The sequence below is a fragment of the Streptomyces atratus genome, assembly GCF_900119365.1.
Classification (GTDB): domain Bacteria; phylum Actinomycetota; class Actinomycetes; order Streptomycetales; family Streptomycetaceae; genus Streptomyces; species Streptomyces atratus_B.
The window spans coordinates 192249-216585 of sequence record NZ_FPJO01000005.1 but is presented as its reverse complement, the minus strand read 5'-3'; the positions used below and the strand labels follow the sequence as shown (position 1 = coordinate 216585).

At 70.1% G+C, this 24337-nt stretch carries 17 protein-coding genes; 13 read left to right on the top strand and 4 right to left on the bottom strand.

Translation table 11 applies throughout. The features are described from left to right. Positions 1 to 3: 3 nt before the first annotated feature. Both BT364_RS11810 and BT364_RS11805 read left to right on the top strand, forming a co-directional pair. Positions 4 to 1641 carry a glycosyl hydrolase family 8 gene (locus tag BT364_RS11810; protein WP_079179413.1) on the top strand — a complete coding sequence of 546 codons (1638 nt, stop codon included), beginning with the start codon at positions 4 to 6 and terminating at the stop codon, positions 1639 to 1641. Positions 1642 to 1652: 11 nt separating this feature from the next. Continuing rightward, positions 1653 to 3716, top strand: coding sequence for a PQQ-dependent sugar dehydrogenase (locus BT364_RS11805; RefSeq protein ID WP_079179412.1), 2064 nt, complete (start codon positions 1653 to 1655; stop codon positions 3714 to 3716). A 43-nt stretch (positions 3717 to 3759) separates the two neighbouring features. Here the strand turns inward: BT364_RS11805 and BT364_RS11800 are convergent, their stop codons facing one another. Both BT364_RS11800 and BT364_RS11795 read right to left on the bottom strand, forming a co-directional pair. Continuing rightward, positions 3760 to 5559 (bottom strand): AMP-dependent synthetase/ligase, encoded by a 1800-nt coding sequence (locus BT364_RS11800; protein ID WP_072485107.1) that lies wholly within the window; start codon positions 5557 to 5559, stop codon positions 3760 to 3762. Positions 5560 to 5893: 334 nt separating this feature from the next. Beyond that, on the bottom strand, positions 5894 to 6808 hold the full coding sequence (locus BT364_RS11795) for a LysR substrate-binding domain-containing protein (protein WP_072485106.1): 915 nt from the start codon (positions 6806 to 6808) through the stop codon (positions 5894 to 5896). A gap of 119 nt (positions 6809 to 6927) precedes the next feature. Here BT364_RS11795 and BT364_RS11790 point away from each other — a divergent pair, with 119 nt between their 5' ends. Beyond that, on the top strand, positions 6928 to 7959 hold the full coding sequence (locus BT364_RS11790; RefSeq protein WP_177328093.1) for a bile acid:sodium symporter family protein: 1032 nt from the start codon (positions 6928 to 6930) through the stop codon (positions 7957 to 7959). 43 nt (positions 7960 to 8002) lie between these two features. Here BT364_RS11790 and fdhD read toward each other — a convergent pair whose 3' ends face one another. Next, positions 8003 to 8851: a formate dehydrogenase accessory sulfurtransferase FdhD gene (gene fdhD, locus BT364_RS11785; RefSeq protein WP_072485104.1), complete on the bottom strand. Its 849-nt coding sequence runs from the start codon at positions 8849 to 8851 to the stop codon at positions 8003 to 8005. Between the two features lie 277 nt (positions 8852 to 9128). On the opposite strand from fdhD, the gene BT364_RS11780 reads away from it, so the two are divergent. Together BT364_RS11780 and BT364_RS11775 are read left to right on the top strand one after the other, a co-directional pair. Next, positions 9129 to 10079, top strand: a complete 951-nt coding sequence (locus BT364_RS11780; RefSeq protein ID WP_072485103.1) for a beta-ketoacyl-ACP synthase III — start codon at positions 9129 to 9131, stop codon at positions 10077 to 10079. Between the two features lie 68 nt (positions 10080 to 10147). Further along, positions 10148 to 10825 (top strand): GntR family transcriptional regulator, encoded by a 678-nt coding sequence (locus tag BT364_RS11775; RefSeq protein ID WP_072485102.1) that lies wholly within the window; start codon positions 10148 to 10150, stop codon positions 10823 to 10825. A gap of 12 nt (positions 10826 to 10837) precedes the next feature. Here the strand turns inward: BT364_RS11775 and BT364_RS11770 are convergent, their stop codons facing one another. Further along, a complete protein-coding gene (locus BT364_RS11770; protein WP_072485101.1) occupies positions 10838 to 11185 on the bottom strand; it encodes a DUF6083 domain-containing protein in 348 nt (115 codons plus the stop codon). Between the two features lie 120 nt (positions 11186 to 11305). On the opposite strand from BT364_RS11770, the gene BT364_RS11765 reads away from it, so the two are divergent. From BT364_RS11765 to BT364_RS11730, 8 genes are all read left to right on the top strand, one after another. Then, positions 11306 to 12739 (top strand): VWA domain-containing protein, encoded by a 1434-nt coding sequence (locus BT364_RS11765; protein WP_072485100.1) that lies wholly within the window; start codon positions 11306 to 11308, stop codon positions 12737 to 12739. Between the two features lie 163 nt (positions 12740 to 12902). Continuing rightward, entirely contained in the window at positions 12903 to 14084 is a 1182-nt protein-coding gene (locus BT364_RS11760; protein ID WP_072485099.1) for an ROK family transcriptional regulator, read from the top strand. A gap of 157 nt (positions 14085 to 14241) precedes the next feature. After that, on the top strand, positions 14242 to 15768 hold the full coding sequence (locus BT364_RS11755; protein WP_072485098.1) for a sugar ABC transporter ATP-binding protein: 1527 nt from the start codon (positions 14242 to 14244) through the stop codon (positions 15766 to 15768). Beyond that, a complete protein-coding gene (locus tag BT364_RS11750; RefSeq protein WP_072485097.1) occupies positions 15765 to 16814 on the top strand; it encodes an ABC transporter permease in 1050 nt (349 codons plus the stop codon). Before BT364_RS11755 ends, BT364_RS11750 begins: the two co-directional genes overlap by 4 nt. A gap of 73 nt (positions 16815 to 16887) precedes the next feature. Beyond that, positions 16888 to 17925 carry a substrate-binding domain-containing protein gene (locus BT364_RS11745; RefSeq protein WP_072485096.1) on the top strand — a complete coding sequence of 346 codons (1038 nt, stop codon included), beginning with the start codon at positions 16888 to 16890 and terminating at the stop codon, positions 17923 to 17925. Positions 17926 to 17993: 68 nt separating this feature from the next. Continuing rightward, complete coding sequence (locus BT364_RS11740; protein ID WP_072485095.1) at positions 17994 to 19232, top strand: Gfo/Idh/MocA family protein; 1239 nt, start codon at positions 17994 to 17996, stop codon at positions 19230 to 19232. Positions 19233 to 19244: 12 nt separating this feature from the next. Then, the gene (locus tag BT364_RS11735) at positions 19245 to 20246 is read left to right on the top strand and encodes a sugar phosphate isomerase/epimerase family protein (protein WP_072485094.1); all 1002 of its coding nucleotides are present in this window, start codon (positions 19245 to 19247) and stop codon (positions 20244 to 20246) included. A 316-nt stretch (positions 20247 to 20562) separates the two neighbouring features. Further along, complete coding sequence (locus tag BT364_RS11730; RefSeq protein ID WP_072485093.1) at positions 20563 to 24291, top strand: ThuA domain-containing protein; 3729 nt, start codon at positions 20563 to 20565, stop codon at positions 24289 to 24291. The last annotated feature ends 46 nt before the right edge of the window (positions 24292 to 24337 follow it).

Below are 24337 nucleotides of genomic sequence, written 5' to 3'. Positions count from 1 at the left end.
CCCATGCGTACCACCACGAGCGGAGCGACCCTCGCCGGAGCGGCACTCGCCGCAGGACTGCTGATGCCACTGCTCGGCGCGCCGTCGGCCGCCGCGGCGGACACCCGCTACGAGGCGGAGGGCGCGAAGCTCTCCCAGGCGGCCGTGGCGACCAACCACACCGGCTACTCCGGCACCGGCTTCGTCGACTACACCAACGTGGCCGGATCCTCCGTGGAGTTCACGGTGAACGCCACCGCGGCCGGCAACGCGCTGGCCATCCGCTACGCCAACGGAACCACCACCGAGCGTCCGCTGGACATCAGCGTCAACGGCACGGTCGTCGCCTCCGGAGTCCCGTTCGGCTCCACCGGGTCCTGGGACACCTGGGCGACGAAGACCATCGGCGCACAGCTCCCCGCCGGAACCAGCACCGTCCGGGCCACCGCGACCACGGCCGACGGCGGCCCGAACCTCGACTACCTGGACACCGCGATCCCCGCCACCGGCGGTCCCGCCGTGCCCTTCGGCAGCCACACGATCCCGTACGCCGCGGGGATGCTGAAGCCCTCGGGCTCGCAGTCGGCACTCGACCAGGCCGTGATCAGGACGTACAACGACTGGAAGTCCGCGTTCGTGAAGAAGAACTGCGGCAACGGCTGGTACGAGGTCATCTCGCCGGACGCCGACCACCCCTACGTCGCCGAGGCCCAGGGCTACGGGATGGTCGTCACCGCGACGATGGCGGGCGCCGACCCGGAGGCGAAGACCGTCTTCGACGGCATGGTCAAGTACATGCTGGCGCACCCCTCGGTGAACAACGCCAACCTCCTCGCCGCCGAACAGGACGCCTCCTGCAAGAGCGTCGACGGCTCCGACTCGGCGACCGACGGGGACCTGGACGTCGCCTACGGGCTGCTCCTCGCCGACAGGCAGTGGGGCTCCACCGGCACGTACAACTACAAGGACCTCGCGGTCAAACACATCAACGCCATCAAGAAGAGCGAGGTCAACCCGACCACGCACCTGATGCTGTTCGGCGACTGGTCGGACTCGGGGGAGTCCCACTACTGGATGACCCGCTCCTCGGACTGGATGATCGACCACTTCCGCGCGTTCAGGGCCGCCACCGGTGACAGCACCTGGGACACCGTGCGTACCGCGCACCAGAACCTGATCACCTCCCAGCAGTCCAAGTACGCATCCAGCACGGGGTTGTTGGCGGACTTCGTCGTCAACACCAACACCACGGCCAAGCCCGCCCCGGGCGAGGTGCTCGAAAGCCCCAACGACGGCGACTACTCCTGGAACGCCTGCCGCGACCCGTGGCGCATCGGTGCCGACGCCGTCACCAGCGGGGACAGCGCCTCGCTCGCCGCGGCCCGCAAGCTCAACACCTGGATCAAGGCCAAGGCGGGCGGCGACCCGGACAAGATCGCCAGCGGCTACCACCTGAACGGTTCGGTGTTCGACAGCGGCAACGACATGGCGTTCACCGCCCCGTTCGTCGTGACCGCGCTGACCGACTCCGGCTCCCAGGCCTGGCTCGACGCGCTCTGGAACAAGCTCGCCACCACCCCGATCGACCCGGATCTCTACTACGGCGGGAGCGTCCAGCTCCAGTCGATGATCGTCGCATCCGGCAACTACTGGGTTCCCTGACGGAGGGTCAGATGCAGACCGGAACGCTCACCACCTCACGAGGAAGAGTGGCGGCCCTCACCGCCGTGCTGCTCTGCACCGCCCTGGTGCAGGCGGTCCCGCAGCCGGCCTCCGCGGCCGCCACCCGCTACGAGGCGGAGTCCGCGACGATCGTCAAGGGCGCCGCCGAGTCCAACCACTCCGGCTACTCGGGCACCGGATTCGTCAACGGCGACAACGTCGTCGGCAGCTATGTGGAGTTCACCGTCGACGCGGCCTCCGCAGGCACCGGGAAGATAGCCGTCCGCTACTCCAACGGTACGGCGGACGCCCGGCCCGCCGATGTCGCCGTGAACGGCACGGTGGTCTCGGCCGCCCGCGCCTTCGACGCCACCACCGACTGGAACACCTGGGCCACCTCCACCCTGACCACCCCGGTCAAGGCGGGCAGCAACAAGATCCGGCTGACGTCCACGTCGGCCAACGGGCTGCCCAACCTCGACTACCTCGACGTCACGGTCACCTCCTCGGACACCGAGGCGCCCACCGCGCCCACGGCGCCCAGCTGTTCGGAGATCACCGAGAACAGCCTCACGCTCGGCTGGGGCGCCGCCACGGACAACGTGGGAGTCGCCGCGTACGACATCTACGAACACGGCAACAAGTTCGGCGAGGCACCCGGCACCGCCACCACGAAGAACCTGACCGGGCTCACCCCCGACACCACCTACAACCTCACGGTGTTCGCACGTGACGCGGCCGGCAATGTGTCGTCGGTCAGCCCGATCGTGGACTGCACCACCCTGCGCAGCTCCGACACCACCGCACCCTCGGCACCCGGCACCCTGTCCACCTCCGGCCTCACCGCGAACAGCGTCGCCCTGAACTGGGGGGCGTCGACGGACGACAAGGCGGTCACCGCCTACGAGGTACGCAGCGGCAGCACCGTCTACAAGACCGTGACCGGCGCTCCGCCGGCCACCACGACCACCCTCACCGGGCTCGCCTGCGCCAGCCCGTACAGCCTGGACGTCGTCGCCAAGGACGCGGCGGGCAATGCCTCACCGCCGAGCAACACGGTCACCTTCACCACCCCGGACTGCGCCACCGACGGCGGTGTGCCGTCCGGCATCGCCACCGTCTCCGGCGGCTGGTCCATCCCCTGGGGCACCTACTGGATGCCCGACGGCAAGAGCGCGCTGGTCACCGAACGGGACAGCTTCAAGGTCCTCAAGGCCACCCCCGACGGCACCAGGACCCAGGTCGGGACCGTACCCAACGCCGTCACGACCGACGGCGAGGGAGGTCTGCTCGGCGTCGCCGTCGACCCGAAGTGGTCCACCAACCACTACGTGTACTTCATGCACACCGCGTCCGAGGGCAACCGCGTGGCACGCATGACCTACGACGGCAGCTCGCTCAGCGGATACACGGTCCTGCTCCAGGGGATCAAGAAGAGCAGGTACCACGACGGCGGACGGCTGCTGTTCGGCCCCGACGGCTACCTGTACGTGTCGACCGGCGAGGCACAGACCCCCGACCTGGCCCAGGACAAGAACTCGCTGAACGGCAAGATCCTGCGGATGACGACGGACGGCAAGGCCGCTCCGGGCAATCCGTTCGGCAACTACGTCTACAGCTACGGCCACCGCAACCCGCAGGGGCTCGCCTTCGACCGCAACGGCCGGCTCTGGGAGGCGGAGTTCGGCGACAGCAAGAAGGACGAGCTCAACCTCATCAAGCCGGGCAAGAACTACGGCTGGCCGGTCTGCGAGGGCACCTGCACCACCGACGGCATGACCAACCCGAAGAAGACCTGGAACATCTCCGAGGCCTCGCCCAGCGGGATCGCCATCGTCCGCAACGTCATCTACATGGCGGCGCTGAAGGGCGAACGGCTGTGGCGGGTGCCGATCAGCGGTGACACCGAGAACCTCGGCACGCCGAGCGCGTACTACGTCGGAACGTACGGCAGGCTGCGCACCGTCACCAAGGTGCCCGGCCAGGACCAGCTCTGGCTCTCCACCACCAACTGCGACAACAAGGGCAACGAACCCGACGGCTCGGACAAGCTGTTCCGCGTCTCGATCACGTAGCACGGGACGCCGTACGCGCTGTACCGCCGGGGCACGCCATGTCTCAGCGGTACAGCGCGTCGACCTCCGCGGCGTACGCCGTCTCGATCGCCCGGCGCTTCAGCTTCAGCGACGGGGTGAGCAGACCGTGATCCTCGCTGAAGGGATGCGCGAGGATCCGGAACGTACGGATCGACTCGGCCTGGGAGACCGCCGTGTTGGCGGCCACCACCGCCCGCCGGACCTCCATCTCCAGACCCGGATCGCGCACCAGGTCCTCCGGCTTCAGAGGCTCCCGCCCCTGCATCGCGAGCCAGTGGTCCACCGCCTCCTGGTCGACCGTGACCAGGGCCGCGATGTACGGCCGGTCGTTGCCGACCACGATGCACTGCGCGACCAGCGGATGCGCCCGCACCCGCTCCTCCAGACCGGCCGGCGCCACACTCTTGCCGCCCGATGTCACCAGGATCTCCTTCTTCCGCCCGGTGATCGTCAGATATCCGTCCTCGTCGAGCGAGCCCAGGTCCCCGGTGGCCAGCCAGCCCTCGCGCAGCACCGCCGCGGTGGCCTGCGGGGCGCCGAGATAGCCCGTGAACACATTGTCGCCGTGCACCCACACCTCACCGTCCTCGGCGATGTGCACGGTCGTCCCCGGGATCGGCAGCCCGACCGTGCCGTACCTGGTGCGTTCCGGCGGATTGGCCGTGGCCGCCGCGGTCGACTCGGTCAGCCCGTACCCCTCGTACACCGTGACGCCCGCGCCCTCGAAGAACAGCCCGAGCTGCCGCTCCATCCCCGAACCACCGGACATGGCGTGCCGGATCCGGCCGCCCATCGCCTCGCGCACCTTCTTGTACACGACCTTGTCGAAGAACTGGTGCTGCATCCGCAGCCCGGCCGACGGTCCCGGCCCGGTCCCGAACGCGCGCGCCTCCAGCGCCTCGGCGTACTTCACCGCGATGTCCACGGCCTTGTCGAACGGCCCGATCCGGCCCTCCGTCTCGGCCCTGCGCCGGGCGGCGTTGAAGACCTTCTCGAAGATGTACGGAACCGCCAGGATGAACGTCGGCCGGAAGGACACCAGATCCGGCATCAGCGCCTTGGCCGACAGCTCCGGCTGATGGCCCAGCTTCACCCGGCCCCGGATCGCCGCGACCTCGACCATCCGGCCGAAGACATGGGCCAGCGGCAGGAAGAGCAGCGTCGCCGCCTCATCACCCGGCCGGGAGCGGAACACCGACTTCCAGCGGGCGACCATGGTGTCCGTCTCGAACATGAAGTTGGCGTGCGTGAGCACACAGCCCTTGGGGCGTCCCGTCGTCCCCGAGGTGTAGATGACGGTGGCCACGGACTCGGGCGTCACGGCGCGGCGGTGGCGGTGCACCACCTCGTCCTCGACGTCCGCCCCCGCCTCGACCAGCTCGGCCACCACGCCGGCGTCCAGCTGCCAGAGCCGCTTGAGGCCGGGCAGCCGGTCGATCACCGAGGCGATCGTCATCGCGTGGTCCTCGTGCTCGACCATGACGGCGGACACCTCGGCGTCGTGCAGCATCCACAGCACCTGCTCGGCCGAGGAGGTCGGATAGACCGGTACGGACTGGGCGCCCACCGTCCACAGTGCGAGGTCGAAGAGCGTCCACTCGTAACGCGTACGCGACATCAGGGCCACCCGGTCGCCGAACCTGACGCCGTGGGCGATCAGTCCCTTGGCGAGCGCCAGCACCTCGTCGCGGAAGGCCGCAGCGGTGACAACCCGCCAGTTCCCGTTCGCGTCCTTGCGGCCGAGCGCGACCCGGTGCGGGTCCTCCTCGGCATGGTCGAAGACCACGTCTGCCAGCCCGCCCACGAGGGGCGCGGCCGCCATGGGTGGGACAGTGAACTCGCGCAATGACCTGCTCCTTGTGGCGCTCCGCACAGCGCCGTGACGCTACCCCACCGGGCGGCGCGGCGGGAGGGCCCGAAACGGCGGACAAGGTGGCATATGCACAAGTCAGCCACCGAAATCCGGCCAGATGGGCAAGGCTCGGGCGTGGCCGGGACCACGGAGCGAGGGGCGGGCGCCGGAATCTCCACCGAATCTGTACGCCACTGCCACTCCCGTTCCGGGGGTATGCACGGTGGTTCATCCGTATTCACCCCGATCGGGCGGGACGTGTGTGCGACCGCCGGTATGCCCGTGCCTCCGTGCACGCGGGTGGTCATGCGTGTGGCCGTGCGCCGTCCCGGCCGTTGATCGGAGCGAGGGGGCCGACGCCGCGGATCAGCCGGTCGCCGCCCGCCAGGATCGCCGTCGCCAGCGCGTCCGCGGCCTCGTGCGCCCCGTCGCGGCGGCGGCCGTGCGACAGGACGAAGTCCACACCGCCCAGCTCCGGCAGACCCGCCCTGGCCGGAACCGGCGCCAGGCCCGGCGGGATCAGCCCCCGGCTGTGGACCATCACGCCCAGCCCCGCGTGGGCCGCCGCGACCAGCCCGCTCAGGCTGGTGCTCGTGCAGGCGATCCGCCAGGACCGGCTGTGTTCCTCCAGGACCTCCAGGGCGCGGGCGCGGGTGATGCCCGGCGGCGGGAAGACGATCAGCGGCACCGGGCGGTCCGGGGCGATCCGCAGCTGTGGTGCGCCGATCCAGGCCAGCGCGTCCTGCCAGACCAGCTCGCCGTGCGTGTCGCCGGTGCGCCGTTTGGCCAGCACCAGATCGAGCCGGCCGGCCGCGAGACGCTGCTGGAGCGTCCCGGAGAGCTCCACCGTCAGTTCCAGCTCGACCTCCGGATGGTCGTGGCGGAACGACTCCAGGATCTCCGGCAGCCGGGTCAGCACGAAGTCCTCGGAGACCCCGAACCGCAGCCGCCCGCGCAGCCGGGTGCCGGTGAAGAAGGCCGCGGCCCGCTCATGGGCCGCGAGTATCGTCCGGGCGAAGCCGAGCATCGCCTCGCCGTCCACGGTGAGATCGACCCGGTGCGTGTCCCGGGTGAACAACTGCCGCCCCGCCGCGTCCTCCAGGCGCCGCACGTGCTGGCTCACCGTGGACTGCCGCACCCCCAGCCGCCGGGCGGCCCGGGTGAAACTCAGCGTCTGGGCGACGGCGAGAAAGGTACGGAGCTGCGCGGGGTCGTACATGAGTGCCAGGCTATCGCGCTCCGTGATGACAGTGAGAGCGGTGTGCGGGATTCCCGATCACGCCGATCGGGAGCAGCATGGGGAGGGCACGACCAGAACCAAGAGAACATGTGGAGCACATGAGCCGCCGCACCCTGAAGCTGCCGTCCTGGCTGCCGCTCGACCCGTACATCCTGGCGCTGATCGGCACCGTCGTGCTCGCGGCGATACTGCCCGCCTCGGGGACTGCGGCCGATGTGGCGGGCGGTGCCTCCACCGGAGCGATCGCCTTTCTCTTCTTCCTGTACGGCGCCCGGCTCTCCACCGCCGAGGCCCTGGACGGGCTCAAGCACTGGCGGCTCCACCTCACCGTGCTGATCTGCACCTTCGTGGCGTTCCCGCTGCTCGGACTCGCGGGCAGGGGACTGGTGCCCCACGTCCTGACGCCGCAGCTCCACAGCGGCTTCCTCTTCCTCTGCCTCGTCCCGTCGACCATCCAGTCGTCGATCGCCTTCACCTCGATCGCCCGGGGCAACGTGCCCGCGGCGATCTGCGCGGGCTCCTTCTCGTCGATCGCCGGGATCTTCCTCACCCCGCTGCTCGCGGCCGCCCTGCTCGGCAACAACGGCGGTGGATTCTCGGCGGACGCGCTGCTGAGGATCGGCGTCCAGCTGCTGCTGCCGTTCGTCGCCGGGCAACTGCTGCGCCGCTGGATCGGCGGCTTCATCACCCGCCACAAGAAGGTCCTCGGCCATGTCGACCGCGGCTCGATCCTGCTCGTCGTCTACACGGCCTTCGGTGAGGGCATGGTCGCGGGCATCTGGCACCAGGTCACCCCGGCCCGGCTCGGGGCGCTGCTCGGTGCCGAAGCACTGCTGCTCGCACTGATGCTCACGCTGACCTGGTACGGGGCGAAGCGGCTCGGCTTCGACCGGGAGGACCGGATCGCCATCCAGTTCGCCGGTTCGAAGAAGAGCCTGGCGTCGGGACTGCCGATGGCGAGTGTGCTGTTCGGGGCGCAGGCCTCGCTCGCCGTGCTGCCGCTGATGCTCTTCCACCAGATGCAGCTGATGGTGTGCGCCGTGATCGCCAAGCGCCGCTCGCGCGACGCGGAGCAGGAGAGCCCGGCGAGCGCAGCGGTGTCACGGGGGCCCGCCGCCGCGGTGGGCTGAGCCGGGACGGGGCCGGGCGGGGCCGGGGCGCCCTGCGGGGGCCTCAGTCCAGGCCGACCGGTGTCTCCAGGGCGATGCGGTGCTCGCCCGCGTACACGTTCATCGAAGGGCCCCGCAGGAAGCCCACCAGGGTCAGCCCGGTCTCGGCCGCCAGGTCGACGGCGAGGGACGACGGCGCCGAGACCGCCGCGAGCATCGGGATCCCGGCCATCACCGCCTTCTGGGCCAGCTCGAACGAGGCCCGCCCCGACACCAGCAGAATGGCCCGGGACAGCGGCAGCCGGTGGTCGGTGAGGGCCCGGCCGACCAGTTTGTCGACCGCGTTGTGCCGCCCGACGTCCTCCCGGATGTCGAGCAGCTCGCCCGCCTCGGAGAACAGGGCCGCCGCGTGCAGCCCGCCGGTGCGGTCGAAGACCCGCTGTGCGGCGCGCAGCCGGTCGGGGAGGGCGGCGAGCAGGGCGGGCTCGACCCGCAGCGGGGGAGCGTCGGCGACCGGGTGCCGGGTCGTGGTGCGTACCGCGTCGAGGCTCGCCTTGCCGCACAGTCCGCAGGACGAGGTGGTGTACACATTGCGTTCGAGCGTGATGTCGGGGACCGGGACACCGGGGGCGAGCTTCACGTCCACCACGTTGTACGAGTTGACGCCGTCGGCGGTCGCTCCGGCGCAGTAGACGATGGACTGCACCTCGGAGCCGTCGCCGATGACGCCCTCGCTCACCAGGAACCCCGCCGCCAGGGCGAAGTCGTCACCCGGAGTGCGCATCGTGATGGCGAGCGGCCTGCCGTCGAGCCGGATCTCCAGGGGCTCCTCGGCGACGAGCGTGTCGGGCCGGGTGGAGACGGCCCCGTCCCGGATGCGGATGGTGCGGCGACGCTCGGTGACCCGTCCCATAGCGGTTAAACCCGATTCTGTACGTGCGGGAGGCCGAACCGGCCTCTGAGGATCTCATTGTCCTGTACGGAGCGGACCCGGCGAGGCGCGAGAAATGACATCAAGTCGACAGAATACTGTCTACAGAATCCTTTCGAGATGTCAACGCTGTCGTCAAGCCATGTTGCCAAGCCTCCAACGGCCGGGCGCTATTCCTGTGGGAACACGTGCCCCTGTACCGGGCAGTAGCGACCAAGACTGGATGGTTCCTGCCATACGTAGCGAGGGGACCCCGTACATGACCGGCTCACGTGTCGTGGCGCTCGGCCACTACCAGCCCGCCAAGGTGCTCACCAACGACGACCTGGCGGCCATGGTCGATACCAGCGACGAGTGGATCACCAGCCGCGTCGGCATCAGGACCCGCCATGTCGGGGGGCCGGACGAGCCGGTGGACGAGATGGCCGCGCACGCGGGCGGCAAGGCGCTGGCCGCGGCGGGGCTGCGGCCGGCCGAGGTCGATCTGGTCCTGGTCGCCACCTCGACCGCGATCGACCGCTCGCCGAGCATGTCGGCGCGCGTCGCCGCCCGGCTCGGGATGGGCTCGCCCGCGGTGATGGACATCAACGTCGTCTGCTCCGGCTTCACCCATGCCCTCGCCACCGCCGACCATGCCATCCGGGCCGGGGCCGCCGAGCGCGTCCTGGTCATCGGCGCCGACAAGATGGCGGACATCGCCGACTGGACCGACCGCAGCACCTGCGTACTGCTCGGCGACGGCGCCGGTGCGGCGGTCGTCGTCGCGGAGCCGGACGGGAGCGGCCGGCCCGGGATCGGTCCCGTTCTGTGGGGCTCGGTGCCGGAGATGGGGAACGCGGTACGGATCGAGGGAACGCCGCCGCGGTTCGCCCAGGAAGGGCAGTCCGTCTACCGCTGGGCCACCACGCAGCTGCCGCCCATCGCCCGCAAGGTGTGCGAGAAGGCCGGTGTGGCGCCCGAGGAGCTGGGAGCGGTGGTACTGCACCAGGCCAACCTGAGGATCATCGAACCCGTCGCCAGGAAGATCGGCGCGGTCAACGCGGTCGTCGCCAGGGACGTCGTGGACTCCGGCAACACGTCCGCGGCCTCGATCCCGATGGCCCTGTCCAAACTGGTGGAACGCGGCGAGGTCCACAGCGGCGCGCCGGTTCTGCTCTTCGGCTTCGGCGGGAATCTCTCGTACGCGGGTCAGGTGATCCGCTGCCCCTAGCGGGCATTGCGCTCGGTAGACTGTAGACAATAGGCAATTGATGCCTCGTCGGCCGGAGGGGGACCGCGATGTTGTCCGCAGGACTGCCGCAAGGGACTGTGCCGAGGCTGGAGCGGCCCGGACCGCTGCGTGAGCGCGTGTACGAGGCGCTGCTCGAACTCATGACGACGCGTGCGCTCCGTCCCGGCCAGCATCTGGTCGAGAGCGAGCTGGCGGGCCATCTCGGGGTGTCCCGCCAGCCGGTCCGCGAGGCGCTGCAGCGGCTGAACACCGAGGGCTGGGTCGATCTCCGGCCCGCCCAGGGCGCGTTCGTGCACGAGTCCACGGAGGAGGAGGCGGACCAGCTGCTCTCGGTCCGCACCCTTCTGGAGGCCGAGGCCGCACGCCTCGCCGCGGCCAACTCGGGCACGGCCGGCATCGCGGCCCTGGAGGAGCTCTGCGCCAAGGGTGAACAGGCCGTCGCCGACGACGACGTGGACCTCGTGGTCGCCACCAACGCGGCCTTCCACGCCCAGGTCATGGAGCTGGCGGGCAATGCCGTCCTCTCCGGGCTCGCCGGCCAGGTGGACCGCAGGGTCCGCTGGTACTACACCCCGGTGGCCCGCCGACGCGGCGCCCGGTCCTGGATCGAGCACCGCGCGCTCATCGAGGCGATCTCCGCGCGCGACGAACAGCGGGCCACGGAGATCATGCGGTCCCACACGGAACACACGCGCAGCACGTACCACCAGCGCGAGGAGAGGTAGCTCCGCTCGGGATCAGGGCCGGTCCCTGCGTGGGCAGACCAGGTGGTGGCTGATCCGGCAGCACTCCCCGGGGCCCGGTTCGTGGTCCTGGGCGTTCCACGCCGTGCCGTCCCGGTCGAGGTGCCACCGCTGTCCGGGCGGCACGGTGTGCGCGAGGAGCGGGGCGGGGCCGTCCGGTTCGAGACGGACCCACCACCGGTAGTGGGTGGGGCGGATATCGACGGTGAGCCCGCAGTCCGGGCAGTCGGGCGCGGGTTCCGGGCCGGGGAACGCCCCGTCCCGGAGACCCTGCTCGTGATCGGTCGAGTGTTGGAGATCGGTCCATTCCTCAGTGGTCCGTGGCGTTCCGGAAACCCCCATGGTCAAAGGGTGCGGGCAGGTCGTGAGGCGCGGTAGGACGCGATCCGGCCGCGCGGCGGCGGGTGGGAAGCCGCGCGGCCGTCGGCGCGGGTGTGGCGGGCGGCAGGCAGACTTGCCGGTGTGACGATACTGAGCAAAGGCGCCAACGTGCCCGTCGCGGCTTCCGCGGTCAGGGCCGTACTCGACTGGTCGGCAGGGCCCGGAGTGCCGGACGTGGATGCTTCCGCCCTGCTGCTGGGCAGCGGCGGGCGGGTGCGATCCGATGACGACTTCGTCTTCTACAACCAGCCGCGGCACGCCTCGGGCGCGGTGAGCCACGTCGGCAAACGGCCCGGCAGCGACTCGCTGGACGTCCACCTGGCCGCGCTGGGGCCGGACATCGAGCGCGTCGCGCTCTGCGCCTCCGCCGACGGCGGCACCTTCGGTCAGGTGCCGGGGCTGTGTCTGCGGCTGCTCGACTCGGCGTCCGGTGCCGAACTGGCCCGCTTCGGCATCACCGCCGCGATGGAGACCGCCCTGGTCGGCGGTGAGCTCTACCGGCGCGACGGCGGCTGGAAGTTCCGCGCGGTCGGCCAGGGTTACGCCAGCGGGCTGGCGGGACTGGCGACCGACTTCGGGATCAGCGTCGACGAGGACCAGCCCGCGGCCGGGCCCGGCTCCCGTCCCGTGACGCCTCCGTACCCCGCCCGGGCACCGTCGTTCGACGCCCCCGTGCCGTCGTTCAATGCTCCCGTGCCGGCGGCCGGCGCCCCCGTGCCGGGGCACGTCGCAGGAGAGCCCCGGCCCCGGCTCACCAAGGGCGAGGAGCACCTGCCCGTGGACATGCGCAAGCGCCTGTCGCTGCGCAAGCAGCAGGTCCTGGTCAGCCTGGGCAAACACGGCGTACCGGAGCTGCGCGCGCGGGTGGTCCTCGTCCTCGACGCGTCGGGTTCGATGGGCGGTCTCTACCGGCGGGGCACGGTCGCGGGTGTCGCCGAGCGGATGGTGGCCGTCGCGGCGCAGCTCGACGACGACGGCCAGATGCAGGCGTGGACGTTCGCCAGCAACCCCGCCCGGCTCCCCGACCTTGCCGTGGGCGACCTGCCCGAGTGGCTCAGGCTGCACGTACGCGTGGGGCAGACCTTCGGGTTCGGGCGCAGGAAGCCGCCCAGGGGGCTGGAGCCCGGTCAGATCGACATGCGTACGGTCGGGATCCAGAACGAGGAACAGAAGGTCATCGCCGAGGTGCGGGCCTTCGTGCGGGCGCATCCGGTGCCCGACCCCACGCTGGTCCTGTTCTTCTCGGACGGCGGTGTGCACCGCAACAGGGAGATCGAGCAGGAGCTGCGGGCCGCCGCCGAGGAGCCGGTGTTCTGGCAGTTCGTCGGCCTCGGCAGCTCTCAGTACGGCGTGCTGGAACGGTTCGACACCATGCCGGGCCGCCGGGTCGACAACGTGGGCTTCTTCGCCGCCGACGACATCGAGAGGATCTCCGACCAGGAGCTGTACGACAGGGTCCTGTCGGAGTTCCCGTCCTGGCTGAGGGCCGCCCGCCAGGCCGGAATCCTGCGCTGAACGGGTCGGCCCCCACCGCCCGGCCGACCGGCTTTGTCCTCGGTGTGGAGAAAGTTGTAGTGGATTCCTGCGCAACTTCTTCCCACTCCCGGCAACCGCTGCTACGTTCCCCTCGAAAGCCCGACGGAAAGGCCGATGCGGCGGGGAGGGGCGCGTGAGACGTATGACGGCACGACCCGCGAATGCGCATCAGGCGCGACTGCTCCGGCTGTTGCGCGACGGCGGGCCCAACTCACGTGCACAGCTGGGGGATCAGGTCGATCTCTCCCGCTCCAAGCTCGCCGTCGAGGTCGACCGACTGCTGGAGACCGGGCTCGTCGTGGCCGACGGACTCGCCGCATCCCGCGGCGGGCGCCGCTCGCACAACATAAGGCTCGCACCACAACTGCGGTTCCTTGGCGTCGACATCGGTGCCACATCCGTCGATGTGGCCGTCACCAACGCCGAGTTGGAGATCCTGGGCCACCTCAACCATCCGATGGACGTACGCGAAGGCCTCGTCGCCGTCTTCGAGCAGGTGCTGTCCATGGCGGCCAAGCTCCGGGCCTCCGGGCTCGCCGAGGGTTTCGACGGCGCGGGCATCGGCGTACCCGGACCGGTCCGCTTCCCCGAAGGCGTCCCGGTCGCACCGCCGATCATGCCCGGCTGGGACGGCTTCCCGGTCCGCGAGGCGCTCAGCCAGGAACTGGGCTGCCCCGTCATGGTCGACAACGATGTGAACCTGATGGCGATGGGGGAGCAGCACGCGGGCGTCGCACGCTCCGTGGGCGACTTCCTCTGCGTCAAGATCGGCACCGGCATCGGCTGCGGCATCGTCGTCGGCGGCGACGTCCACCGCGGTACGACCGGCAGCGCCGGGGACATCGGCCATATCCAGGTGGAACCCGAGGGCCGCGCCTGCGCCTGCGGCAACCGGGGCTGCCTGGAGGCCCACTTCAGCGGTGCCGCGCTCGCCCGCGACGCCGAGGACGCGGCGCGCACCGGGCGGTCGGCGGAGCTCGCCGGCCGGCTGGAGGCCGCCGGGAGACTCACCGCCGCCGATGTGGCCGCCGCCGCGGCGGCCGGTGACGCCACCTCGCTCGACCTGATCCGTGAAGGCGGCAACCGGGTCGGCCAGGTCATCGCGGGACTCGTCAGCTTCTTCAACCCCGGCCTGGTGGTGATCGGCGGCGGTGTGACCGGCCTCGGCCACACGCTCCTCGCCAGTGTCCGGACCCAGGTCTACCGGCAGTCGCTGCCGCTGGCCACCGGCAATCTCCCCATCGTGCTGGGTGAGCTGGGACCGGCCGCCGGAGTGATCGGCGCCGCCCGCCTCATCAGCGACCACCTCTTCTCACCGGCCTGACCCCGGGCCGGCCACGCACGGGCGCACCCCGGAAACACCGGGATCGCCGGAAACACCCGCACCACCGCACCTGGTACAGCCCTGCCCGCTCACCGGCCCTCCCCAAGTTCTCGGCTGCGTTCGAGCAGGGGAGACCCCATTCGCCGAGGGGATCGTCATGGCACCAGAACCACCCCTGCTCACCATGTCCGGCATCACCAAGTCGTTCCCCGGAGTGCGCGCCCTCGACGGCGTGGACCTGGAGGTCCAGGCCGGCGAAGTCCACTGTCTCCTCGGGCAGAACGGCGCCGGCAAGTCCACCCTCATCAAGGTGCTCGCCGGGGCCCATCAGCCCGACGGAGGCGCGATCACCTGGCGCGGCGAACCGGCCGCGCTGAAGTCGCCCATCGCCGCCATGCGGCTGGGCATCGCCACCATCTACCAGGAACTCGACCTGGTGGAAGGCCTGTCGGTCGCCGAGAACGTCTTCCTCGGCCACGAACCCACCACCGCCCGCTTCGTCGTCCGCACCCGCGAGGGCCGCACCGCCGCCGCGGCGCTGCTGAAGCGGCTCGGCCACCCGGAGATCGACCCGGCCCGCCCGGTCGGTGAGCTGTCCGCCGCTCAGCAGCAGATCGTCTCCATGGCACGGGCGCTCTCGCACGACGTACGGCTCATCGTCATGGACGAGCCGTCCGCCGCACTCGACCCGGACGAGGTCGACAACCTCTTCCGTATCGTCGCCGCGCTCACCGCCGACGGCGTCGCCGTCGTCTACATCTCGCACCGCCTGGAGGAGATCCGCCGGATCGGCGACCGGGTGACCGTGCTCAAGGACGGACGGGCCGTGGCCGTCGGGCTGCCCGCCGATTCCACACCGACACGCGACATCGTTGCCATGATGACCGGACGCAACGTCGAGTACGTCTTCCCGCCCCGTACCGCGGACCGCGCGGAAGTCACCGCGGCGGAGCCCGTCCTCAAGGTCGAGGGGCTGACCAGGAAGGGTGAATTCGACCCCGTGGACCTGGAGTTGAGGCCCGGCGAGATCGTGGGCCTGGCCGGGCTCGTCGGTTCGGGGCGCTCCGAGATCCTGGAGACCGTCTACGGCGCCCGCAGGCCGAGCGCCGGACGGGTGACCGTGGCCGGCAAGCAGTTGAGGCCCGGCAGCGTCCGTGCGGCCGTCGCCGCCGGAATCGGCCTCGCCCCCGAGGAACGCAAGGCGCAGGCCCTGCTGATGCTCGAATCGGTCACCCGCAATGTCTCCGTCTCCTCGATGTCCCGCTTCTCCAGGGCCGGCTGGATCGACCGCGCGGCCGAACGCCGGGCGGCCCGCGAAGCCACCCGCGAACTCTCGCTGCGCCCCGACAACCCGGACACCCCCGTTCGCATGCTCTCCGGCGGCAACCAGCAGAAGGCGGTCCTGGCCCGCTGGCTGCTGCGCGGCTGCCGGGTCCTGCTGCTCGACGAACCGACCCGCGGTGTCGACGTCGGCGCCCGCGCCGAGCTGTACGCCGTGATCCGCCGGCTGGCCGACGAAGGCCTCGCCGTCCTGCTCGTCTCCAGCGAGGTGCCCGAAGTACTGGGCCTCGCCGACCGGGTGCTGGTGCTCCGCGAGGGCCGCGTCGTGCATACGGCGGACGCCCGGGAGCTCGACGAGCACCGTGTACTCGACCTAGTGATGGAAGGGAGCCCGACGTCATGACCCAGCCCGTCTCCTCGGCGCAGCAGGGCGGGCCGGACAAGGGGGCCGCCCCCGCCCCGGTCCCCGAACTCCGGAAGAAGGACGGACCCGTCCGCACCTCGGGCCTGCGCCTGGACGTCCGTAACCTCTCGCTCCTCGGCGTCCTCGCGGTACTGGTCGCCGTCGGCGGATTCACCGAGCCCGACGCCTTCCTGGACACCGGGAACCTTCAGCTGATCCTGACGCAGTCGTCCGTCATCGGTGTCGTCACCGTCGGGATGACCTTCGTCATCACCAGCGGCGGCATCGACCTCTCGGTCGGAGCGATGGTCGCACTCGCCTCAGTCTGGGCGACCACGGTCGCCACCCAGGAGTACGGCTTCGCGGGGATCCTGTTCACCGCGGTGATCGTCGGACTCGCCGCCGGACTGGTGAACGGGCTGCTCATCGCGTACGGGCGGATGGTGCCGTTCATCGCGACGCTGGCCATGCTCGCGTCGGCCCGCGGGCTCGCACTCCAGATCACCGACGGAAAGACCCAGATCGTCACCGTCAAGTCGGTCCTCGACCTGGGCCTGCCCGACTCCTACGTCCTCGGCATCCCGCCGCTGGTCATGATGTTCGCCGCGGTCACCGTCATCGGCTGGCTGGTGCTGAACCGTACGACCTTCGGACGGCGCACGGTCGCGGTCGGCGGCAACGCCGAAGCCGCCAGGCTGGCCGGGATCGACGTACGACGCCAGCGGCTCTTCCTCTATCTCCTCTCCGGGCTGTGCTGCGGCATCGCCGCCTTCATGCTGATCATCCTGTCCGGCTCGGGTCAGAACACCAACGGCAATCTGTACGAGCTCGACGCCATCGCGGCCGCGATCATCGGCGGCACCCTGCTCAGCGGCGGGCGCGGCACCATCGTCGGCTCCGTACTGGGTGTCCTGGTCTTCACCACCATCACCAACATCTTCGCGCTCAACAATCTGCAGAGCGACGTCCAGCAGATCGCCAAGGGCGCGATCATCGTCGCCGCCGTCCTGGTCCAGCGCCGCACATCGGCGCACGGGGAGACCTGACGCTCCACCTCCCACTCACCACCCCGTTCGCCCCATGTGACATGTCACGCACCGGATGAAGGGTTTGACAGCCATGCCAGAAACCAGCCGCAGACGACTGCTCTTCGGTACCGCGGCCGTCTCCGCGGGCGCCCTCCTCACCGCCTGCACCAGCAACGACCCCAAGAGCGAGGACACCGCCAAGCGCACCGGACCCGCCGCCGACAACAAGCCCGGCAAGCCCGTCACCATCGGCTTCGCGGGCCCGCAGGCCGACCACGGCTGGCTCAACGCCATCAATGAGAACGCCAAGTCACGGGCGGCCACGTACTCCGAGGTGACGCTGGAGACCACCGAGGGCTCAAACGACACCGCCGCCCAGATCGGCCAGGTCAAGACACTCATCAACAAGAAGGTCGATGTCCTCGTCATCCTCCCGGCCGACGGCAAGGCGCTCACCCAGGTCGGTCTGGAAGCCATGCGCGCGGGCATCCCCGTCGTCAACCTGGACCGGATCTTCGCCTCCCCGCAGGCCTACCGCTGCTGGGTCGGCGGCGACAACTACGGCATGGGCCTCAACGCCGGTACGTACATCGGCGAGCAGCTCAAGGACAAGGCGGGAGCCAAGGTCGTCGAGCTGGCCGGCATCGACAATCTGGAGCTCACCAAACAGCGCAGCCAGGGCTTCGCCGACGCGCTGAAGAACTACTCCAACATCGAGTTGGTGGCCCGTCAGGCAGCCGATTTCACCGTCGAGTCGGGCCAGGCGAAGATGGCCCAGCTCCTCCAGGCGCAGAAGAAGATCGACGCCGTGTGGAACCACGACGACGACCAGGGCGTGGGCGCGCTGCGCGCCATCCAGCAGGCCGGCCGGGACGAGTTCCTGATGGTCGGCGGCGCCGGGGCGAAGTCCGCGATGGACGCCATCAAGGCCGACAACAGCGTCCTGAAGGCCACCGTTCTCTACCCGCCGACGATGGCCGCGTCCGCCATCGACCTGGCCCGCGCGCTGGCCCAGGGCAAGGGCGTCAGTGGCCTGGCCGAGCTGGAGATCCCGACCAGCCTCACCCTCTACTCGGCCGTGGTCACCAAGGAGAACATCGACCAGTACCTGCCGACGGGCTTCAGCTGATCCGTCCCGCAGGAGGGTGCTGACCCTCCTGCCGCACCCATCGAACGACCGACGAGGAGGAAGCCCGGATGGCCCGTAGGGAAGAGACGGATCAGGAGGCCGCAGCGCCGCCGACGCACCGGCCGGCGACAAATGTGCCGGTGCTCGGGGTCGGCATGGTCGGATACGCGTTCATGGGCGCCGCCCACTCACAGGGCTGGCGCACCGCGGGACATGTCTTCGACCTGCCGATGAGACCGGCCCTCGCCGCGATCTGCGGACGCGACCGGGCCGCGGTCGACGCGGCGGCCGCCCGTCACGGCTGGGCGGCGGCCGAGACCGACTGGCGGGCGCTCATCGCCCGGGACGATGTACAACTCGTCGACATCTGCACCCCCGGCGACAGCCATGCCGAGATCGCCATCGCCGCCCTGGCGGCGGGTAAGCACGTGCTGTGCGAGAAGCCGCTCGCCAACACGGTTGCCGAGGCGGAGGCGATGACCGAGGCCGCGGAGCGCGCCGCCGCCCGCGGCCAGGTCGCGATGGTGGGCTTCAACTACCGCCGGGTGCCCGCGATCGCCTATGCCCGGCAGCTGATCGCCGAGGGACGGATCGGCACCCTGCGCCATGTCCGCGCCGCCTACCTCCAGGACTGGCTCGTCGACCCCGAATCACCGCTCACCTGGCGGCTGGAACGGGAACGCGCCGGCTCGGGCGCGCTCGGCGACCTGGGGGCGCACATCGTAGACCTGGCCCAGTATCTGGCGGGGGAGCCGCTGGTCGGGGTTTCGGCGGTCAGCGAGACCTTCGTACGCGAACGGCCCCGGCTCGCGGGCCCGTCGGCCGGGCTCTCCGGAGCGGCGGACACGATTGCGCGAGGAGCGGTGACCGTCGACGACGCGGCGCTGTTCACCGGGCGGCTCGCCTCCGGGGCGCTGGCCTCCTTCGAGGCGACCCGGATGGCGGCCGGCCGGAAGAACGCGCTGCGGCTGGAGATCAACGGGGAGCGCGGCTCGCTCGCCTTCGATCTGGAACGGCTCAACGAACTGTCCTTCCACGACCACACCGAACCCGCCGCCACGGCAGGATTCCGGCGCGTCCTCGTCACCGAACCACAACACCCTTACCTGGAGGCGTGGTGGCCGCCGGGCCACGCCCTCGGCTACGAGCACACCTTCGTCCACCAGGCCCGCGACCTGGTGCGGACGATCGCCGAAGGGGCCGCCCCCGCACCGTCGTTCGCCGACGGACTGCAGGTGCAGCGGGTGCTCGCAGCGGTGGAGGAGAGTGCCGAGAAGAACTCCGTACACACCCCCGTGGTTCTCTAGGAGGCCTTGCCCATGCCCCGTCCCTTCACACTCTTCACCGGCCAGTGGGCCGACCTGCCGCTGGAGGAGGTCTGCCGGCTCGCCCGGGACTTCGGTTACGACGGGCTCGAACTCGCCTGCTGGGGCGACCATTTCGAGGTCGACAAGGCGTTGGCCGACCCCGCCTATCTGGACGGCCGGCGGCAGCTGCTCGACAAGTACGGACTGAAGTGCTGGGCGATCTCCAACCACCTCGTCGGCCAGGCCGTCTGCGACGACCCGATCGACGAGCGGCACCAGGGGATCCTGCCCGCACGGATCTGGGGCGACGGCGAGCCCGAGGGGGTCCGCCGCCGGGCCGCCGAGGAGCTCAAGGACACCGCCCGCGCGGCCGCCGCCTTCGGGGTGCGTACCGTCATCGGCTTCACCGGCTCGTCGATCTGGCACCTGGTCGCGATGTTCCCACCGGTGCCGCCGCACATGATCGAGCGGGGCTACGAGGATTTCGCCGAGCGCTGGAACCCGATCCTGGACGTCTTCGACGCGCACGGCGTGCGCTTCGCCCACGAGGTGCACCCCAGCGAGATCGCGTACGACTACTGGACCACGCACCGCGCACTGGAGGCCGTCGGCCACCGGGCGGCGTTCGGGCTGAACTTCGACCCGAGCCACTTCGTCTGGCAGGACCTGGACCCGGTCAACTTCCTGTACGACTTCCGGGACCGGATCTACCACGTGGACTGCAAGGAGGCACGCAAACGCCTCGACGGCCGCAACGGCAGGCTCGGCTCGCATCTGCCCTGGGGCGATCCGCGGCGCGGCTGGGACTTCGTCTCGGCCGGGCACGGCGACGTGCCCTGGGAGGACGTCTTCCGGATGCTCCGGTCCATCGGCTACGAGGGGCCGGTCTCCGTGGAGTGGGAGGACGCCGGGATGGACCGGCTGGCCGGCGCGCCGGAGGCACTCGCCACGCTGAAGCGGTACGACTTCGAGCTGCCGTCGGCGTCGTTCGACGCGGCGTTCGGGGGCGGCTGACCGACTCCCGCCCGGGGACGGTGTGTCCCCGGGCCTCCGGCCCGGGCAGGGGCGGGCCGGGGGCGAGAGCTCCGCGACCGCCCCGTACCCACCCCTGCCCTCACCCTGCTTTGTCCTGACGCAGGGAAAAGTTCGACCGGACCGCTGCGCAGGGGCTTTCCGTCCCGGACGAACAGGTCTACGGTCCAGAACGTGTACATGACATGACTCGGGTCGCCGGTGTCCCACACACCCCGGACGACCCGCGCGGCAGTCCCCGCGCAGAACGGCACGGCAGCACCCCGCCCGTACAACCGGCACTCTCCGGAGGACACTCGTGCACAGAACCCCAACCGGAAACAGGAACAGAACACGGCTCCGAGTCCGCAAATCCCTCGCGCTGTTCACCGGCGGCCTGCTCGCCGCGGCCACCCTGGCCCTGGGCGCCACGCCCGGAGCAGCCGCGACAGGGCCCTCCTCACCGGCCGCCACGGACGCGGCGGCCGAGGAATTCCAGCAGGTCACCCTCGCCAAGGGGGTGGCCGAGACCGGCGAGCCCATGACGCTGGCGGTGCTCCCCGACCGCAGCGTCCTGCACACCGCGCGCGGCGGCGAGCTGTGGCTCACCGACAGCGGCGGCGACACCACACTCGCCGGCGTCCTCCCCGTCTACTCCCACGACGAGGAAGGCCTCCAGGGCGTCGGCGTCGACCCGGACTTCAGCAAGAACCGGGCCATCTACCTCTACTACGCGCCCCCGCTGGACACCCCGTCCGGCGACGCCCCCGAGAACGGCACCGCCGCCGACTTCGCCAAGTTCGACGGAGTGAACCGGCTCTCGCGCTTCGTCCTCAAGGAGGACGGCACGCTCGACACCGCCAGCGAGAAGAAGGTCCTGGACATCCCGGCCTCGCGCGGCATCTGCTGCCACGTCGGCGGTGACATCGACTTCGACGCGCAGGGCAATCTGTACCTGTCGACCGGCGACGACTCCAACCCGTTCGCCTCCGACGGCTACACCCCGATCGACGACCGGACCGACCGCAACCCCGCGTTCGACGCCCGCCGCACCTCGGGGAACACCAACGACCTGCGGGGCAAGATCCTCCGCATCAAGGTCGCCGACGACGGCTCGTACACCGTCCCCGAAGGCAATCTCTTCGCCCCGGGCACGGACAAGACCCGCCCCGAGATCTACGCGATGGGTTTCCGCAACCCCTTCCGCTTCACCGTCGACAAGCCCACCGGCATCGTGTACGTCGGTGACTACGGGCCCGACGCCGGTGCGGCCGACCCCAAGCGCGGACCCGGCGGCCAGGTCGAGTTCGCCCGCGTCACCAAGGCCGGCAACTTCGGCTGGCCGTTCTGCACGGGCAAGAACGACCCGTTCGTCGACTACGACTTCGCGACCAAGACCTCCGGCGAGACCTTCGACTGCGCCGCACCCAAGAACACCTCCCGGTACAACACCGGACTGGTCGACCTGCCGCCGTCCCAGCCCGCCTGGATCCCGTACGACGGCGGATCGGTGCCCGAGTTCGGCACCGGCTCCGAGTCCCCGATGGGCGGTCCCGTCTACCACTACGACGCCGACCTCGACTCGCCCGTGAAGTTCCCCGAGGCCTACGACGGCAATTTCTTCGCCGGTGAGTTCGGCCGGCGCTGGATCAAGCGCATCGACCAGGACACCGACGGCACGGTGAAGTCCATCAACGCCTTCCCGTGGTCGGGAACCCAGGTGATGGACATGACGTTCGGCCCCGACGGCGCGCTGTACGTACTCGACTACGGCACCGGCTACTTCGGCGGCGACCAGAACTCGGCGCTCTACCGCATCGAGAACGCCACTGGCGGACGCTCGCCGATCGCCGAGGCGACCGCCAACAAGACCTCGGGCACCGCCCCCCTCAAGGTCGCCTTCTCCTCGGCCGGAACCACCGACGCCGACGGCGACACGCTCAGCTACAGCTGGGACTTCGGCGACGGTGGCACATCGACCGCCGCCAATCCCACGTACACGTACAAGAAGAACGGCACCTACACCGCCACCGTCACCGCCACGGACCCCACCGGCCGCACCGGCTCGGCGAACGTCCATGTGACGGTCGGCAACACCGCTCCGGTGGTGAAGCTGGAACTCCCCGGTGACGGGCAGCTGTTCTCCTTCGGCGACGAGATCCCGTTCAAGGTGACCGTCACCGACCCCGAGGACGGAACCATCGACTGCTCGAAGATCGAGGTCCGTTTCATCCTCGGCCACGACAGCCACGGCCACCCCATCACCTCGGCGCACGGCTGCACCGGCACCATCAAGACGGAGATGGACGGCGGACACGACCCCAACGCCAACATCTTCGGTGTCATCGACGCCTCGTACACGGACGGCGGGGGAGGCGGCCAGGCCGCCCTGTCCGGCCACGACCAGTCCGAAATCCAGCCGCGCCACCGCCAGGCCGAGCACTACAGCGACTCCCACGGCGTCGCCCCGCAGAACAAGGCGACCGCCCATGGCGGCAAGACGGTCGGCGACATCCACAACGACGACTGGATCTCCTTCAAGCCGTACCTCCTGGCCGGCTCCACCAAGCTGACCGCGCGGATCTCCTCCGGCGGCGCCGGCGGCTTCCTCGAAGTCCGCACCGGCTCGGCGACCGGCAAGATCCTCGGCTCCGCACCCGTCCCGGTGACCGGTGCCTGGGACAACTTCCAGGACATCGACGTACCGCTGCGCGGCGTCCCGAAGAAGTCCACCGAACTCTTCCTGGTCTTCAAGGGCGGCGCCGGAGCGCTCTACGACATCGACGACTTCGAGCTCTCCAACAGCGCCCCCGACAAGACCGCCAAGCGGATCCTGGTCTTCTCGAAGACGGCCGGCTTCCGCCACGACGCGATTTTGAACGGCATCGCGGCGCTGAAGGAACTCGGCAAGGACAGCAACATCACCGTCGACGCCACCGAGACGGCAGGCCAGTTCACCACCAGCAACCTGGCCCGCTACGACGCCGTCGTCTTCCTCTCGACCACCGGTGACGTGCTCAACTCCGACCAGCAGAAGGCCTTCGAGAACTACGTGGCCACCGGCGGCGGCTACATGGGTGTCCACGCGGCGGCGGACACCGAGTACGACTGGGCGTTCTACGGCGGACTCGTCGGGGCCTACTTCTCCTCGCACCCCGCCATCCAGCCCGCCACCGTCCGCGTCGAGGACCACAAGCATCCGGCCACCGCGCACCTCGACGACGAATGGAACCGCACCGACGAGTGGTACAACTACCGCACCAATCCGCGAGGCCAGGCCAAGGTCCTTGCGACACTCGACGAGACGACCTACACCGGCGGCTCCATGAAGGGCGACCACCCCATCACCTGGTGCCAGACCTACCAGGGCGGCCGCTCCTTCTACACCGGCCTCGGCCACACCAAGGAGTCGTATGCCGAACCGGCCTTCCGCCAGCTGCTCCTGGGCGGCATGCGGTACGCGGCCGGACAGGTGAAGGCCGACTGCAAGCCCGACACCGGCTACCGGTCGATCTTCAACGGCAAGACGCTCGAAGGCTGGAAGCAGGCAGGCCCCGGAAAGTTCGACGTCGTCGACGGTGAACTCCGTTCCCAGGGCGGCATGGGCCTGCTCACCTACCAGGCCAAGGAGCTCGGCTCCTACTCCCTCAAGCTCGACTGGAAGATGCAGGGTGACGACAACTCCGGTGTCTTCGTCGGCTTCCCGGAGTCCGACGACCCCTGGTCCGCGGTGAACAACGGCTACGAGGTCCAGATCGACGCCACCGACGCGCCCGACCGCACCACGGGCTCCGTCTACACCTTCAAGGCGGCGAACGCCAAGGCCCGTGACCAGGTCCTGCGGCCGCCCGGCCAGTGGAACAGCTACGAGATCAAGGTCCAGGGCGAACGCCTCCAGGTCTTCCTCAACGGGGTGAAGATCAACGACTTCACCAACACCGATCCGGTACGGAGCCTGAAGAGCGGCTACATCGGCATCCAGAACCACGGTGCCGACGACCATGTGTCGTTCCGCAACATCCAGCTGAAGGAACTGCCCTCGGCGTAGGGCGCCCGTCCCGGTGACGGCGGGCGAGGAAGGGACACCCTCCCCG